The organism is Amphibacillus cookii (assembly GCF_016908375.1).
Classification (GTDB): Bacteria; Bacillota; Bacilli; order Bacillales; family Amphibacillaceae; genus Amphibacillus_C; species Amphibacillus_C cookii.
The window spans coordinates 1-15,589 of the sequence record NZ_JAFBDS010000010.1 but is presented as its reverse complement, the minus strand read 5'-3'; the positions used below and the strand labels follow the sequence as shown (position 1 = coordinate 15,589).

The following is a 15,589-nucleotide window of genomic DNA, read 5'->3' as shown; positions in this document are numbered from 1 at the left end:
TTAAAGGAAGAGGTGGCTTTTTAAAAGATGAAAGCCTTAAAAGATCAATTTAAAGATCAATTTTTAATTGGAGCGGCTGTGAATAGTGAGACGATTAAAGCAGATCAAGCATTATTAAAAACACACTTTAACTCGATTACCGCAGAAAATGAGATGAAATTTGAAAATATTCATCCGAAACCTGACGAATATGATTTTCAGGAGGCGGATCAATTTCTAGCATTCGCTGAAACTAATCATATGCAAATGCGGGGCCATACGTTGGTTTGGCATAATCAAACACCAGATTGGTTTTTTTATGATGATAGTGGTCAGCAACTGTCACGTCTTGAATTGCTAAATCGGATGGAAGCTCATATTCAAACCGTGATGACACGTTATAAAGGGCGGATTTATGCTTGGGATGTTGTTAATGAAGCCATTTCTGACCATGGAAATGCGTTATATCGTCAATCAAAGTGGTTAGAGATTATTGGTGATGATTTTATTGAATATGCCTTTCGTTTTGCTCATGAAGCAGATCCTGATGCTTTATTGTTTTATAATGATTACAATGAGTCAGATCCACAGAAGCGGGAAAAAATCTATCAATTAGCTGAAGGATTGTTGTCACGTGATGTGCCCATTCACGGCATTGGTTTACAAGCCCACTGGAATCTTTATGATCCGAGCCTGCAAGATATAGAGGCTGCCATTAAACGCTATGCTGAGCTAGGCTTAACACTTCACATTACTGAAATGGATGTTTCTATGTTTAGATTTGATGATAAGCGGACAGATTTAGAAAAACCAACGAAGGAAATGTTGGCTTTGCAAGCAGAGCGCTATGCTCACTTTTTTGATTTGTTTATGATGTATGCTCAAGCTATTTCTTCTGTCACGTTTTGGGGCGTCTCCGATCGATATACATGGTTAAGTGACTTTCCTGTAAAAGGTAGAAAGAACTGGCCGTTTCTATTTGATCGAAATGGAGAAGCTAAACCCGCTTTTCATCATATAATAAAATAATGTTCCCCCACCCCTGAGTGCAATCATATGCTTAGGGGTTTTTTAGTTTATCTCGTCTCAATGGGGCAGTGATATATATATACATTAAGGATATTTTGTTCGTTGTTAAGAAGGCGAAGTTGAACGATGCAAGTACTAAGTATAAGAAAAGCTAGCCCACTCGATAAAGATTGAGTGGATGTAAGTCATTCAAATATTTACTCAACTTTCTCATTTGAATGTTCAGGTTCAGCCAAGAAAGCATAAGGGTAAACCTAATATTAAATATAAGCGTTGTGTTTGAATATAGATTTTCGATTGATTATAAACCTTTCGTTTTAGACGCGCAGGTGAGCTATGTTCCGCTTTCCGTGGGCGTGGCTTGAGATCCACTTTGCCAAGTCAAAACCACTTGGCAAAGTGGATCTCAAGCTCACGCTACTCCCACAGGAGTCTACACATAGCTTACCTGCTAAATAGTGCTTTATTTCGTGCGGTTGGGCTTACTTAGGAAATCGCATGAATCCGCGATCGCACGCAAAAGCGAGAAAATCGCATGAAAATTAGTTGTGATCGCCCAAAATGGAGAAATCGCATTTAGTATAAACCCCCAGTCTAAGTGGAGATAAGCAAGGCGTGAGACTTCTGCGGGGACATTTTCAACTGGAGCAAGTGGAAAAAATTTAAATTAGTCTTGAAAAAAAATTTGTATTAGTGTACTATCTAAATAGAACACTAATACTTTTGGGGGAAAAAGCATGCAAGCATTTTGGGGATTGTTGAAGAAAGATCATCGATTAGCTAGATTGAATATCATTTTCTTTAGTATTTTATTAGCTCTTCTGTTAACGATAGGCTATGTGGGTTCGGTTCGACTTGAAAAAGGTGCAGGTGCATTTATGGCAGTAACGATGGCTGCATTAGCGATGATGGCGTTTATGCCAGTTATGATGGGTTCACTATTAATCAAAGAGGGAAAGACACAGCTTTGGCTCTATAGTCCACGTCCGTCCCATACGTTGCTCATTTCAAAAATAGCCGTGTTGTTGCTGTATCAAGTTTTGTTGCAATTAATTGTTGTCGGTTATTTAATGCTAAGTCTTCATGTGTTTGGCCAAGATGTTTTACAGTACACAAATATGAGCACTTTTACACAATTGGTTGTGATGACTAACATCGGCCTTATTTTAATAGGCATCTATCTAACAACATGGGTATTGTTTTATTGGACACTTTATCGCTCAATGGACCATATGCCTAAAATAAAGAATGTGCGTTGGTTATTAATTCTTTTTCTCTATTTTGGCTATAACTATTTAGAAACACAAGTAGCAAAAATCCCTTTTATTCAAAGGTTAGTAGCCCGTTACCAACTACCGATTATCTCAAATCCATTATTCGTTAATAATGAAGGTTCATGGTTTGTAGAGTTCGAAAGTGTTGATGTCCCGATAATCTATTTGTTATACTCTCTCGCTTTGACAGTGCTCTTGTTTTCGTTAGCATCAATGCTACTTACTAAGAAGGTTGAGGTGTAACCCTTGGTACAAGAGTTTCAAGCTTCAAAACCAATTTATATGCAAATTGTTGATCAAATTATTATTGATATTTTGCAAGGAACACAAAAGGTGGGCGACAAATTGTCGTCTGTGCGTGAAATGGCTGTGAAAATGGGTGTGAATCCTAATACGATTCAAAGAGCATATGCCGAGTTGGAGAGGATGGGAGCTGTGGAAACGAGGAGAGGTCAAGGGACATTTGTTATAAATAACCCTGAATTATTTGCTACGATCAAACTTGATATGCAAAGAGAAATTATTAATCGCTATGTCAAAGATATGAAACAGCTTGGTGTTTCAAGTATTGAGATGATCGATCAGCTTAAAGCTTTTGTAGAGGGAGAGGAAGAGCATGACGATTAAGTTAAAAGGTGTCACGAAAAAATATGGGCGTGATTATGCACTAAATGAGGTCAATTTAAGTTTGCAAAAAGGGAAGATATACGGTTTGCTTGGTCCGAATGGAAGTGGTAAATCAACAACATTGAAAATGATTGCTGGCCTTGTTTTTCCAGATCGAGGAGAGGTTAGCTTGAGTAATGAAAAGGTCACACGACGTACGGCTGAACAGGTTGCTTATTTAACAGAGTTGGATATGTTTTATGATAATTTCTCCGTTGCGGAGACGATCAATTACGTAGCTAGCCAATTTGCAAGCTTTGACCTCCATAAGGCAGAGCAGCTGTTAGCCGAGTTAAAGCTTGATCCCTCAAAAAAAGTTAAGCAGTTATCAAAAGGGAATCGGGGTCGTCTCAAATTGGTTACGGCTTTGGCGCGAGATACAGATGTTGTTTTGTTAGATGAGCCTTTTTCGGGCTTAGACCCTATGGTGCGCGAAGCAACAGTGAAAAGCTTATTACGGTATGTCGATCTTGAGCAACAGATCATAGTCATTGCTACACACGAAATTAATGAAATTGAATCACTATTAGACGAAGTGATCGCCTTATATTATGGCGATATTATAGGGCAAGAAAATGTGGAGGAACTACGAGAAGAGCAAGGATTATCAGTACTAGAGTGGTTTAAAACGATTGTACAGGAAGTGGAGGAGAGAGCCGTATGACAACTGTTTTATCATTAGAGCATGTAAGTAAGTCTATTGGCAAAAAGAGAATAATAGATGATTTAAGCTTGTCGGTTCAAGAAGGAGAAGTGTTTGGTTTACTGGGGCCAAATGGAGCAGGTAAGACGACGACGATTCGGATGATGGTTGGCCTGATGCGTTTAGGCGCAGGAGACGTTGTTATTTGTGGAGATAGTGTAAAGGATAATTTCGAGCGAGCAATTAAACATGTCGGTGCTATTGTTGAAAATCCAGAGATGTATCAACATTTAACCGGCTATCAAAATCTGATTCAGTATAGCCGCATGTATAAAGGTATTACTAAGCAGAAAATTGATGAGATTGTTGAGCTCGTAAAATTAAAGAAGAATATTCACCAAAAGGTTAAAACGTATTCGCTAGGAATGAGACAAAGACTAGGGTTAGCTCAATGCCTGCTTCATGATCCCAAGCTTTTGATTTTAGATGAGCCAACAAATGGTTTAGATCCAGCTGGTATTCGAGAGATTCGTGATCATCTTAAATATTTAACAAGAGAAAAACAGTTAAGTGTAATTGTCTCAAGTCACTTGCTTTCAGAAATGGAAATGATGTGTGATCGTATTGCGATCATTCAGCAAGGAAAGCTCATTGATGTACAAACGATAGCAGACCAACAGCTTGAGGAAAAGTCAACTTATTATTTTGAAACGAGTGATCTAGGTAAAAAGCTACTACAATTGCGAGAAAAATGGATGATTGCCTTAAAGGGAGAAGGATTTATTATTGATGCTGAAAAAGAAGAGGTAGCGAAGTTAATTAAAGAATTAACCGAAGCAGATGTTAGTATTTACCTTGTTCAAAAATTAACAAAAACATTAGAAGAACGTTTCTTGGAAATTACGGGATCGTAAGGAGGGTGTAACATGTTTAACTTGATACGCAATGAATGGGAGAAGATTCTTAAAAAGAAAAGCACATTCGTGATGATAGGCTTGCTCATATTAGCTATTATAGCACTGAGTGGTATATTAAAATATGTTGACAACAATGATGAAGGTGCAGGTGATGACTGGCAAGTGGATCTTCAACAACAAATAGAAGCAGACCGAGAGGGCTTGGAAGAATACGGGGATAGACAGGTGGGTACGTACTATCAACGAAATTTAGCGATTAATGAATATCGCCTTGAACACGAGATTTCCCCGTCTGTCGAATCAAACGTTTGGACACTTGTTGATGAAGCCAAAATGTTAACGAGTTTTATAGGTCTCTTTACCATTGTTGTAGCTGCAGGTATAGTGGCAGGGGAATTTTCTACTGGAACAATTAAGCTATTGCTTATTCGCCCAATGAGTCGTACGAAAATTCTTCTATCGAAGTATTTAACGGTTATCTTATTTAGCTTGTTATTATTAGCAATTGTCTATGGTTTATCAAGTATAATTGGCGTTATTCTATATGGTTTTCCACCTGATGATGCTGTTCATCTTGCCTATCAAAATGGTGAGGTTGTTGAACGTTCACAAGGCTTGCAATTAATCGTGACGTATTTACTTTATTCTATCGATATTCTTATGCTAACCACAATGGCGTTCATGATATCAGCAGTATTTCGCAATAGTTCACTTGCCATTGGTTTATCAATGTTCTTACTGTTTGTAGGTAACACCGTAGCAAACATTCTAGCCATGCAATTTGACTGGGCAAAGTATTTATTGTTTCTAAATACCGATTTAACGGTTTATTTTGATGGAATACCGACAATTGAAGGGATGACATTAACTTTCTCGATCATCATGTTGGCGTTGTATTTTCTTATTTTTCACGCTTTGGCGTTCTTTTTCTTTAAAAGAAGAGATGTTGCAGCTTAAAAGGTGAGTAGTTAGAATAAGAGCTATTTTAATTCACATAAATAAGCTTATATTACTAAAGGAGCGTGCGTTATGGCCAAACTATTGCTACATTTTGAAGGTTTAGTTGTTGTTTTTATAAGTCTATATTTCTATCACTTAAATGGTTTTAGCTGGTGGTTACTTATTCTCTTAGCTCTTGCCCCTGACTTATCGATGTTGGCATACTTAATCAGTGTACGAATAGGAGCGGTTGTTTATAATTTTTTCCATACGTATATAATTCCTGTGTTATTGATATTGCTGGCTATATTTATAGATAGTGCGCCCCTTTTAGCTGTTTGTTTGATTTGGGTAACACATATTGGTGTCGATCGCTTATGTGGGTATGGTTTAAAGTATCCAACTACTTTTAAAGACACCCATTTAAATCGCATATAAATCATCAAATGGTGATAATGAAAACTTCAACAAACATATATTAAGTTGACGAATACCTATAATAATATGTTAAAAAAACGAATCTTTGAGCAAATTTGTTCAAAGATTCGTTTTAAGATCCTTATTATTCCTCAACGCCATTAAATATTATTGAGTCTAAAACACACTAGGCGTACGGCTTAAAGAGTATAAAATTTTGGATTTATGCGTCCTCATTTGAATGCCTTTCAAACCTTCCTAGATGACCAAGCTTCAACCAAATGACTTGCTCCTAATACTTTAACACAAGTAGAAGCGATCATATATTTCTTTCATCCTATCTGTTAAGCAAATCATTTATGAAAGCATCGCTTTGCTATATTTTTTACAAGTGAAGCCGTTTGGTAGTGATCAGCTTGCGTTAGTACTGTGATATCGCTAGTCTAAAAACCTAAAAATATAGCTGGGAAAATTCCCGCTTCATGGGAAATTTAACTACCGGTGAATAAGCGTACCTAAGTCCTTCTCAACTATTGTAAGCGCTTTTATTCAATGGTTAAATGGGTGTTAATAAAAGAAAGAGGTGATGCAATATGAGAGAGAAGCTTCAAAGGTTTGGAGGTGCGATGTTTACACCAGTCCTGCTATTTGCATTTTCGGGGATTATGGTTGCACTTTCCCTAATGTTAAATAATCCTGATATGGTTGGTGGGATTGCGCACGAAGGTACGGTTTGGCATGCGATTTGGAGTATTGTTGAAGATGGCGCTTGGACTGTATTTAACCAAATGGAAATTCTTTTTGTCATTGGAATTGCGCTTGGTTTAGCGAACAAAGCTAATGCACGAGCTGTGATGGAAGCCCTCGTTATTTATTTTACTTTTAATTATTTTCTTTCAAGCATTTTAGAATTTTTCGGACCGACCTTTGGTGTTGATGTCACAGCTGATGTTGGTGGTACAAGTGGATTGAAGCTTATTGCAGGCATTAAGACACTTGATACAGGTATTATTGGCGCAATATTAATATCTGCACTGGCTGTCTGGCTTCATAATCGCTTCTTTGATACGAAGCTACCTGAGTGGCTAGGTATCTTTCAAGGCTCATCCTTTGTCGTTATTATAGGCTTTTTTACGATGTTACCGGTAGCAGTGTTAGTTGCTTGGATTTGGCCGGTGATTCAATCTGGAATTGAATCGATGCAGCATCTCATGGTTTCATCTGGGACACTAGGTGTCTGGCTATATACATTCTTAGAACGTTTACTCATTCCAACAGGTTTGCATCATTTTATCTATACCCCCTTTATATTTGGCCCCGCCGCGGTAGAAGGTGGAATTGTTACAGCATTTATGGAAAATCTTTCGACATTTGCAAATTCAACACAACCGTTAAAAGAGCTTTTTCCGGCTGGTGGATTTGCTTTGCATGGGAACTCAAAAATGTTTGCAACACCAGGTATTGCACTCGCTTTTTACTTTACCGCTAAAAAGGAAAATCGAAAGAAAGTAGCAGCATTGGTTATCCCAGCAACCTTGACAGCTGTGCTAGCAGGAATAACCGAACCTTTGGAATTTACATTTTTATTTGTCGCACCCGTATTATTTGTCATTCACTCATTATTAGCGTCAACTATGGCAGCGACAATGTATGTTTTCGGTGTTGTTGGTGACATGGGCGGTGGCTTAATCGAAATAGCTTCAAAAAACTGGATTCCATTATTTAATAGTCATGGTAGTGTGTATATTATCCAAATCTTAATTGGTTTAACGTTTACCTGCATCTATTTTTTCTTATTTCGATATTTAATTGTAAAGTTTAACTTTCTGACGCCAGGTCGAAGTGATGATCAAGGACCAAAGCTTTACCGTAAATCAGATTACAAAGCAAAGCAACAAGCAAAAAATGATTCTAGTTCCCAATACAAAGTACAAGCAGAAGCATTTTTATCAGCCCTAGGGGGTAAAGAAAATATTGAAACAATAAATAATTGCGCAACAAGACTTCGGGTGAGTGTTCAAAATCCTACCCTTGTAAAAGATGATACAGCATTTAAGGAGGGTGGTGCCCATGGTGTGGTAAGAAATAAGAATGCAATCCAAGTCATTGTTGGATTGTCTGTTGCACAAGTCAGGGAGCAGTTTGAGAAGTTAACTGAAAATAAAACAAAAGGGGAGATCTAATGATGAAAAAATTCTCGATTACCATTGCAGGTGGAGGAAGTACGTTTACGCCAGGGATTATTCTAATGCTTTTAGAAAATATGGATAAGTTCCCAATTAAACAAATTAAGCTCTATGATAATGACGAAGCACGACAGCAACAAATAGCTGATGCTTGTCAAGTCATTATAAAGGAGAAGGCCCCAGAAATTGATTTTCTTGCTACTGTTACACCTGACATAGCATTTAGCGACATTGATTTTGTGATGGCACACATCCGTGTTGGCAAATATGCGATGCGAGAAAAGGATGAGAAGATTCCATTAAAATATGGAGTGGTTGGTCAGGAAACCTGTGGCCCTGGCGGTATCGCATACGGTATGCGCTCAATTGGCGGCGTGCTTGAGCTCGTTGATTATATGGAAAAATACGCACCAAATGCATGGATGTTAAACTACTCCAATCCAGCAGCAATTGTGGCTGAAGCGACAAGAAAGCTTAGACCTGATGCTAAAATATTGAATATATGTGATATGCCAATTGCTATTGAGAACCTAATGACGCAAATACTAGGTTTACAATCTAGAAAGGAAATGGTTATCAGTTATTATGGTTTAAATCATTTTGGTTGGTGGACAGCAGTTCGTGATCGCCAAGGGCATGATCTTTTACCAAAATTAAAAGCACATGTGAAAGATCATGGCTATGCTGTAAACTTCTCAGAAGCGGGGCAGCACATTGATGAAAGCTGGCAAGCGACCTTTAAAAAGGTAAAGGATGTTTATGCACTTGATCCAGATACCTTACCTAATACGTATTTAAAGTATTATTTTTATCCGCAGGATGAAGCGCAAAAAGCTGATCCAAACTATACAAGAGCAAATGAAGTGATGGATGGAAGAGAGAAGCATGTGTTTACAGAATGTAACCGAATTGCTCAGTGCGATTCAACGCAAAATTCTACATTAGAAATTGATGAGCACGCCTCATATATTGTTGATTTAGCAAGGGCAATTGCCTATAATACACAAGAACGTATGCTGTTAATTGTTGAAAACAAGGGTGCTATTCATAACTTTGATTCATCGGCAATGGTAGAAGTGCCGTGTATAGTCGGTTCCGAGGGGCCAGAGCCAATTACACAGGGGAATATTCCTCAATTCCAAAAAGGATTAATGGAGCAACAAGTATCGGTAGAGAAGTTAGTCGTAGAGGCATGGGAAGAAGGCTCCTACCAAAAGCTATGGCAAGCGTTAATCTTATCTCGTACAGTACCGAATGCACGTATCGCTAAGCAAATACTAGATGATTTAATTGAAGCTAATCACGCCTATTGGCCGGCTTTAAGCTAACATAAAAGACATGGACGACTTTTCGTTCATGTCTTTTTCTTAATAGATTAAATAAATATTCGAATCAATTGCTTTAAAAAGCTATACTATAATTACAGAAAGGGAGGAAAGCGATGCTAAAGGATTTAATCAACACACATTATGATCAGTTATCTGATAATGATTTCTACGTTTTAGATTTTGTTCAATCTCACCTTGCTCAATGTTCAAGCATGACCATAAATGAGTTATCAAATGCTTGTTCGATCTCAAAGTCTTCAATACTCCGATTATCTCAAAAGCTTGGTTTTAGCGGTTATAGCGAGTTTAAATTCAGTTTGAAAAGAGAAATTCAAAATGTTGATAGAAGCTCTGATTTTTATGAGTTAAGTCATAAGGACATTCAATTTACTGAACAGCTTTATAATAAAATCGACAAAAATCCAATTTTTAATGGGATTGACAAGGCTGATTCAATCTATGGGTTTGCAACAGGGTGGGGACAAAGGAATGCATTAGAAGAATTATCCCGTTATTTAATTTCGTGTGGAAAACCCATGCACATCATTCCTGCCGCAACAGAGCTTAATATTGTATTGTCAAAAATAAAACCAACTGACTTAGTGATCTTTATTTCATTGAGTGGTGATGTGGAAAACATCATAACAGTTTTAAAAGCTCTAGCGATTAGAGCCATTCCAACGTTATCCATAACGAGCTTTAAAAATAATCATCTAGCCGAATTATCGCATTACCACCTTTACTATCAATCAACAGATTTAGGTACATATTCTGGCGTGGAGCAAAAATCATTCATTGGATTACAGGTTATGATTGACTTATTGTTTCGAGGATTTTTACAATATCGAAAAAATTTAAAGAGTGGCGCTGGGAAGGATTAAATAGACATTGCCGCTTCTCTCGTAACATGATGTACGCCTTAAGGTTAGTTTTAGGTGTGTCCTATCCACTAGTATCCGGTGAGTCAACCGGTTCCACTCAATTTTTAATTAGTTAATAAGATAAAACATCTTGGATTTGTCCAGATTGTTTATGAATCGCTAACTGTTCACCTTTGTTTTTAGCGATCTCTTTACCGCGTTCAATAGCTTCTTCTTTAACTTGATAACGGTTTGCTGCTTGTTCTGCATGAGCAGTTTTTACGATCCATTCATCGCCATCTGGTAACACATGTACCCCATGATCAAGCAGTTCTGGTCGACTTGATCTCTCATGATCGGTTGCTCGTAATGCTTGATCTGTTTTTTGTTTAATCTCTTGTTTTTCTGCCTCTGTTGCATTATCATACCACTCTTTAGCTTGTTCTGTGGCAATTGGGATCGCTTGATTCTCCTGATAGCCTTCTTCAACCATTGCGTTAGCGATGTCAATTGCTTTTTTTCGTATTACTAAATTTAAATTCTTCAATGAACTTGGATAATCATTTGTATCCCACGTGATAATATCGCCTCCTTATATTCTTTGATATTACCCGTCTTTATCGGTGTTAAACCCTATTTAAACAAGTGCAAAAAAACATACTAAGATTAGTGGGTAAGATCATCGACGGATGATTTTGCCCACTATTTTTCTTTTTAGAGTTATAGTGAGAAGTGAAAGAAAGCTCGACCAAAGCCTCAGGGGTCATAGAATCCGTATAAAAAACCGAGCTTCTTCACTTTCATTTTTGAATCAGATTTAAGTATGTTGGGGCCATTGAGTTCGTGTAAAGGAAATTGGAATCAAAATGAATAAGTGAAGGTCTTTCAAATCATAAAAAGAAGAGAGAGGAAAAACATGGGATTAGTCGTTGCTTTAGATGTTTCTATGGGGAAAAGTTTTAAAGTCATATATGGATGGTCAAACATGCCTTTCAGAAAAAGAAATACTTCACAATAAGGAGGGTTTTCAAACATTACTTAATGAAATTCAGCTTCTTCCTGAAGCGCCTGTTCTAGTCTTTGAATCAACAGGCATTTATTCGCAACCAGTTGAAGCTTTTTGTCAAAAGAACAGTTGCGTTACTGTTATGCACAGCAACTCCTTTATCTATTGGCAGAGAAAGAGAAAATTTCTATACAGTTAATTGATCGTTCCAGATTGCTTACTGAGTTTGAAATACTAATAAGTTTGCCGGGAATTGGTGAAATTAGCGCTGCACTTTTTATTGGAGAGTTTGGCGACTTATCACGCTTTTCAAATCATAAAAAAGTCAACGCATCTATTGGGATTGATATCCGCAGGTATCAATCAGGTAAGTACACTGGACAAGATCACATCAATAAACGAGGAAATCCCAAAGGGAAAATTCTATATCTGATTGTTAGGAATATGATCCGTCAACAAAAGGCAGGACCCAATCATATCGTCGATTATTATTATAAATTAAAAAAGCAACCTATATCCAAAAAGGATAAGGTCGCCACTGTAGCTTGCATGAACAAGCTACTGAAATGTATCTATTCCATGGTCAAGAATAATACGAAGTACGATTACTCGGCACGGTCTCTAAGGACCAATAGTATAATTTTGTAATACCATACCCAGCCTCAGTTTTAAAAATAAAATAGCTGAGGTTTATTTCCGATGCACAAAATTAATACCAGCAGAAAAATCCATAAATATATAATTAATTTCGATTAAGTACTTGACTAATCGTAGGAAAGAGGTTGGGACAAAAGTAAAAGACATAAGATCAAATGCGAATGATCCGTTTGTTTTGTGAATGGATGATTCGTCTTTATTATATTAAAACGAATGATACCAATTAGCAGAGGAAATATGCGACACTCTAGCGGGAACAGCACGAGCTGAATTAGCTGAAGCCGTGCCCGCAGAAAGGGAGTATATTTCCTCTGCGGATATGTGATAAACCTAGACATGATAACATCATTCGTATTTGAAGAGCATATTTTTGTTATGTCCCGGCCTCGTTAAATAATTAAGCTTTTTCTCCAACGACAGTAAAGCGTTCATTCTCATGTTTCGGATTTTCTATTTCATCGACAATTGCAATGGCATAATCGGCATAGCTAATATAGCTATCACCTGCACGATTGGTAATCACATGATCTTTTCCGACTTGATAGCTTCCCGTTCGCTTTCCTTCAGGATCAAAATTAATCGCGGGACTCAAATGGGTCCATGTTATATCAGTTGTGGAAGAAAGGATATCAAGTGCTTTCCCCATGTTAGAGGCAGTGGGGTAGACAAAATCAGGAAAGTCAGGTGTATCAAAAAGGCGTGTCGTTTTTTCTTGGTCAACAAACAGACTGCCTGCCCCACCAACAACGATAAGCTTGGTATCTGTTCCTTTTAGAGCCTCAATCAATGCATGATGTGAATCAACATGTAAATGTTCTTCGCCTTGAGGGGCATTAAACGCGTTAACGACAACATCAAAGTCAGTTAAATCTTCTTTAGTTAAGTCAAAGATATTTTTTTCAATTACAGCGACATCTTGATCGGTTAACTTGCTCTTATTTCTAATAATAGCAGTTACATCGTGTCCTCTTTGTTTTGCTTCTTTTAAAATGAGTGTTCCGGCCTTTCCTGTTGCTCCAATAATACCGATTTTCATAAAATATCCTCCTCTTATTTTCATATGTAACTATTTTAGTTACATATCGCTGAAATGTCAACTCACACGTTTTCTAAGAAAGTTTGTTGACAGTACTTCTATAGAAAAGTCTAATTTTAATGGACAAACAGGAGCGTTCGCTCAGGAAAAACTGCTAGTGGCTAGTTAGTTGTTTAATAATATTAGCCAATGTTTGCTGGGCAAGCTCTTGTTCTAATGCGTCTTGTGCTCGTTTATATGTTGTCTCCAATACCGATTGAATATTCTTACCAACCCAACAATTAGGATTAGGGTCTGGGTGTATTAAAAATAGGTCTCCCTTGGTTTGGAGCGCTTGGTATACTGTCAGGATTGTAATCTGACCTGGCGCTTTTAATAGGGTGAATCCTGGTTTCCCAGCCTGTGACGAAATTAAACCAGCTTGTTTTAATTGTCCGCTTAGTCGACGGATAACAACAGGATTGGTATTAACACTTTTGGCAATAGATTCCGATGTCACAGGATCGTGAGGATTTGTAGCGATTAGTGTTAGTATATGAATAGCGACAGAAAGCTTAGTATTTATCATAATTTCACCACCATTATAAGTTTATGAAGCTCTTGACAGAAAGTCAGATGAAATGTTTACTTAACTTTATCACGTAAATATAGAGAGCAGAAGTAAATCTATATAGGTGGACGATAACGGACGCTATCACTCAACTACCAATCAGTGGGCGGGTAAGATCGTAGGCTAAAACCGCCACATCCTGTGGCAACGTCTGCATGACCTACATCCTGTAGCCCTCCGCCCACTGATTGAAGGTTCGCTTTATATGTGAAGGTGACCTCACTCGATTAGCCAAGCAGAAATTTTTAAGTGTAACTATGCTTTTAGAGCTCCATGAAAAAATGATGGAAATCAAAGCCGTGCATTTATTTTCATGCAGACCCTCTCTTTATTATTTTGTATTGAAGGCACCGTGCATAACGGGCCCAACAAACTGATTAAGTTTCCAACCGTGAGTAATGGCGGCATGAACAAAATTTTTAGCAGCAATGACCGCTTCTTTTACTGGCATACCATGCGCGAGGTTGGCCGTAATTGCAGCTGCAAACGTACAACCAGCGCCGTGGTTATAGTTTGTCGCAACCTTGTCTTTTTCCAATAAGAGAAAGTCAGATCCATCATAGAAAAGGTCGACTGCCTTATCATGTTCAAGAGCTTTTCCACCTTTGATCACAACATTTTCAGCGCCGAGATCAATGATTTTTTTCGCAGCTTCTTTCATCCCGTCAACATCATGAATGGGTCCAGTTCCTGCTAACTGTCCAGCTTCAAACAGGTTGGGTGTAGTAATGGTTGCAATAGGAAGCAGAAGTTCACGCATGGCATCTGTATTTTCAGGTTGAAGGACTTCATCTTCCCCTTTACATACCATGACAGGGTCAATCACGACTTTATCAAGTTTATGCTCTTTTATTTTTGAGGCACCAAGTTCAATGATGTCTACTGATCCTAACATGCCAGTTTTCATTGCATCGATACCTACGGATAGAATGGTGTTAAGTTGTTTTTCCACGGTTTTGACGTCGATCGGTGTGACATCGTGACTCCAATTGTTTGGGGCCATAGCAACGATAGAAGTGAGTGCTGTCATCCCATATACATCATGCTCTTGGAATGTTTTTAAATCAGCTTGGATGCCAGCACCGCCGCTGGAATCTGAGCCAGCCAATGTCAATGCTTTTTTCAAGATTTATACCTCCTCAAGAATGTCTATTTATTTCTATCATATCATTAATAAAGAGAGGATAGAAATGATTTGTTATCGATCCAACGATGAGCAAATTGTTTTCTTGCATTTTTAAATAGTGGTACGTTATGGAGTGAAAAAATTAAATAAAAAAGGAGAGAAGCGAAATGTCAAAATCATTGACTAATGATTTTAATGATATTGTGTTACAACGTCGTTCAATTCGAGAATACGACCCGAATGTAAAAATTAGTAAAGAAGAAATGGCAGATATATTAGCGAAGGCGGTTCGGGCACCATCTTCTGTCAATATGCAACCATGGCGGTTTGTAGTGATCGAGACCGAAGAGATGAAAGAAAAGTTAAAGCCGTTGGTGCAATTTAATCAAAAGCAATTAGATACTTCATCAGCAATGATTGCCATATTTGGTGATTTAAATAATTTTGATTATGCTGAAGAGATTTATGGAACAGCAGTGGAGAAAGGGCTTATGCCGGCGGAAGTAAAAGAGAAACAACTCTCTTTTTTGACTGAGCATTTTGGTAAAGTTGCACCAGAAGTTAATAAACGAACGGTTTTAATAGATGGTGGTCTCGTCTCGATGCAGCTCATGCTTATTGCAAGGTCTCATGGTTATGATACCAATCCAATTGGCGGATTTGACAGGGAAGCTGTTGCTGAACTTTTGAAGATGGATAAAACACGTTATCTGCCTATTATGCTGCTCTCTATTGGTAAGGCAGCAGAAGAAGGCTATCAATCAGTCCGACTTCCGGTTGAGCGAATAACTGAATGGGTTTAACATAAAAGCAGGGATTTTTTAAAATGTACCCTATAGAGTAGACACTTTAAAAAAAGTCTACCTATAGGGTACTTTTGTGTATAATTAGAGAAAAAACAGTAAATGGGGAAAGA

The 15,589-nt window shown here is 37.8% G+C and carries 16 protein-coding genes; 12 read left to right on the top strand and 4 right to left on the bottom strand.

The features are described 5' to 3' along the window. Window positions 1–27 precede the first annotated feature (27 nt). The 10 genes from JOE23_RS14210 to JOE23_RS14165 all read left to right on the top strand — a co-directional run bounded on the left by JOE23_RS14210 (window position 28) and on the right by JOE23_RS14165 (window position 10,259). A complete protein-coding gene (locus JOE23_RS14210) occupies window positions 28–1,008 on the top strand; it encodes an endo-1,4-beta-xylanase (RefSeq protein ID WP_204439369.1) in 981 nt (326 codons plus the stop codon). A 737-nt stretch (window positions 1,009–1,745) separates the two neighbouring features. Then, window positions 1,746–2,525, top strand: coding sequence for a hypothetical protein (locus JOE23_RS14205; protein WP_204439367.1), 780 nt, complete (start codon window positions 1,746–1,748; stop codon window positions 2,523–2,525). Between the two features lie 39 nt (window positions 2,526–2,564). After that, a complete protein-coding gene (locus tag JOE23_RS14200; RefSeq protein ID WP_420827545.1) occupies window positions 2,565–2,909 on the top strand; it encodes a GntR family transcriptional regulator in 345 nt (114 codons plus the stop codon). Beyond that, window positions 2,899–3,612 carry an ABC transporter ATP-binding protein gene (locus tag JOE23_RS14195; protein ID WP_204439363.1) on the top strand — a complete coding sequence of 238 codons (714 nt, stop codon included), beginning with the start codon at window positions 2,899–2,901 and terminating at the stop codon, window positions 3,610–3,612. The genes JOE23_RS14200 and JOE23_RS14195 overlap by 11 nt, the downstream gene beginning before the upstream one ends. Beyond that, on the top strand, window positions 3,609–4,505 hold the full coding sequence (locus JOE23_RS14190; protein WP_204439361.1) for an ABC transporter ATP-binding protein: 897 nt from the start codon (window positions 3,609–3,611) through the stop codon (window positions 4,503–4,505). The genes JOE23_RS14195 and JOE23_RS14190 overlap by 4 nt, the downstream gene beginning before the upstream one ends. A gap of 12 nt (window positions 4,506–4,517) precedes the next feature. Further along, window positions 4,518–5,465: an ABC transporter permease gene (locus JOE23_RS14185; protein ID WP_204439360.1), complete on the top strand. Its 948-nt coding sequence runs from the start codon at window positions 4,518–4,520 to the stop codon at window positions 5,463–5,465. Window positions 5,466–5,537: 72 nt separating this feature from the next. Beyond that, a complete protein-coding gene (locus JOE23_RS14180; RefSeq protein ID WP_204439358.1) occupies window positions 5,538–5,885 on the top strand; it encodes a DUF4260 domain-containing protein in 348 nt (115 codons plus the stop codon). Between the two features lie 572 nt (window positions 5,886–6,457). Continuing rightward, window positions 6,458–8,047 (top strand): alpha-glucoside-specific PTS transporter subunit IIBC, encoded by a 1,590-nt coding sequence (locus tag JOE23_RS14175; protein WP_204439357.1) that lies wholly within the window; start codon window positions 6,458–6,460, stop codon window positions 8,045–8,047. Window positions 8,048–8,049: 2 nt separating this feature from the next. Then, complete coding sequence (locus JOE23_RS14170; RefSeq protein WP_204439619.1) at window positions 8,050–9,378, top strand: 6-phospho-alpha-glucosidase; 1,329 nt, start codon at window positions 8,050–8,052, stop codon at window positions 9,376–9,378. A gap of 113 nt (window positions 9,379–9,491) precedes the next feature. Continuing rightward, window positions 9,492–10,259, top strand: a complete 768-nt coding sequence (locus tag JOE23_RS14165; protein WP_204439355.1) for a MurR/RpiR family transcriptional regulator — start codon at window positions 9,492–9,494, stop codon at window positions 10,257–10,259. Between the two features lie 112 nt (window positions 10,260–10,371). Here JOE23_RS14165 and JOE23_RS14160 read toward each other — a convergent pair whose 3' ends face one another. Next, window positions 10,372–10,785, bottom strand: coding sequence for a DUF2188 domain-containing protein (locus tag JOE23_RS14160; protein ID WP_239585445.1), 414 nt, complete (start codon window positions 10,783–10,785; stop codon window positions 10,372–10,374). Window positions 10,786–11,358: 573 nt separating this feature from the next. Between JOE23_RS14160 and JOE23_RS14155 the strand changes: the two genes are divergently transcribed. Continuing rightward, window positions 11,359–11,892 carry a transposase gene (locus JOE23_RS14155; RefSeq protein ID WP_239585444.1) on the top strand — a complete coding sequence of 178 codons (534 nt, stop codon included), beginning with the start codon at window positions 11,359–11,361 and terminating at the stop codon, window positions 11,890–11,892. Between the two features lie 406 nt (window positions 11,893–12,298). Here JOE23_RS14155 and JOE23_RS14150 read toward each other — a convergent pair whose 3' ends face one another. The 3 genes from JOE23_RS14150 to pdxK form a co-directional block, all read right to left on the bottom strand. Continuing rightward, complete coding sequence (locus tag JOE23_RS14150) at window positions 12,299–12,937, bottom strand: NAD(P)-dependent oxidoreductase (protein WP_204439352.1); 639 nt, start codon at window positions 12,935–12,937, stop codon at window positions 12,299–12,301. Between the two features lie 154 nt (window positions 12,938–13,091). Continuing rightward, window positions 13,092–13,505 carry an Rrf2 family transcriptional regulator gene (locus JOE23_RS14145; RefSeq protein ID WP_204439350.1) on the bottom strand — a complete coding sequence of 138 codons (414 nt, stop codon included), beginning with the start codon at window positions 13,503–13,505 and terminating at the stop codon, window positions 13,092–13,094. A 373-nt stretch (window positions 13,506–13,878) separates the two neighbouring features. Next, entirely contained in the window at window positions 13,879–14,673 is a 795-nt protein-coding gene (pdxK, locus tag JOE23_RS14140) for a pyridoxine/pyridoxal/pyridoxamine kinase (RefSeq protein ID WP_204439348.1), read from the bottom strand. Window positions 14,674–14,840: 167 nt separating this feature from the next. On the opposite strand from pdxK, the gene JOE23_RS14135 reads away from it, so the two are divergent. Beyond that, complete coding sequence (locus JOE23_RS14135; protein WP_204439345.1) at window positions 14,841–15,476, top strand: nitroreductase family protein; 636 nt, start codon at window positions 14,841–14,843, stop codon at window positions 15,474–15,476. The last annotated feature ends 113 nt before the right edge of the window (window positions 15,477–15,589 follow it).

Coding starts and splice junctions, on each gene's coding strand:
- JOE23_RS14210 (WP_204439369.1), top strand. CDS start 28: ATGAAAGCCTTAAAAGATCAATTTAAAGATCAATTTTTAATTGGAGCG.
- JOE23_RS14205 (WP_204439367.1), top strand. CDS start 1,746: ATGCAAGCATTTTGGGGATTGTTGAAGAAAGATCATCGATTAGCTAGA.
- JOE23_RS14200 (WP_420827545.1), top strand. CDS start 2,565: ATGCAAATTGTTGATCAAATTATTATTGATATTTTGCAAGGAACACAA.
- JOE23_RS14195 (WP_204439363.1), top strand. CDS start 2,899: ATGACGATTAAGTTAAAAGGTGTCACGAAAAAATATGGGCGTGATTAT.
- JOE23_RS14190 (WP_204439361.1), top strand. CDS start 3,609: ATGACAACTGTTTTATCATTAGAGCATGTAAGTAAGTCTATTGGCAAA.
- JOE23_RS14185 (WP_204439360.1), top strand. CDS start 4,518: ATGTTTAACTTGATACGCAATGAATGGGAGAAGATTCTTAAAAAGAAA.
- JOE23_RS14180 (WP_204439358.1), top strand. CDS start 5,538: ATGGCCAAACTATTGCTACATTTTGAAGGTTTAGTTGTTGTTTTTATA.
- JOE23_RS14175 (WP_204439357.1), top strand. CDS start 6,458: ATGAGAGAGAAGCTTCAAAGGTTTGGAGGTGCGATGTTTACACCAGTC.
- JOE23_RS14170 (WP_204439619.1), top strand. CDS start 8,050: ATGAAAAAATTCTCGATTACCATTGCAGGTGGAGGAAGTACGTTTACG.
- JOE23_RS14165 (WP_204439355.1), top strand. CDS start 9,492: ATGCTAAAGGATTTAATCAACACACATTATGATCAGTTATCTGATAAT.
- JOE23_RS14150 (WP_204439352.1), bottom strand. CDS start 12,937: ATGAAAATCGGTATTATTGGAGCAACAGGAAAGGCCGGAACACTCATT.
- JOE23_RS14145 (WP_204439350.1), bottom strand. CDS start 13,505: ATGATAAATACTAAGCTTTCTGTCGCTATTCATATACTAACACTAATC.
- JOE23_RS14135 (WP_204439345.1), top strand. CDS start 14,841: ATGTCAAAATCATTGACTAATGATTTTAATGATATTGTGTTACAACGT.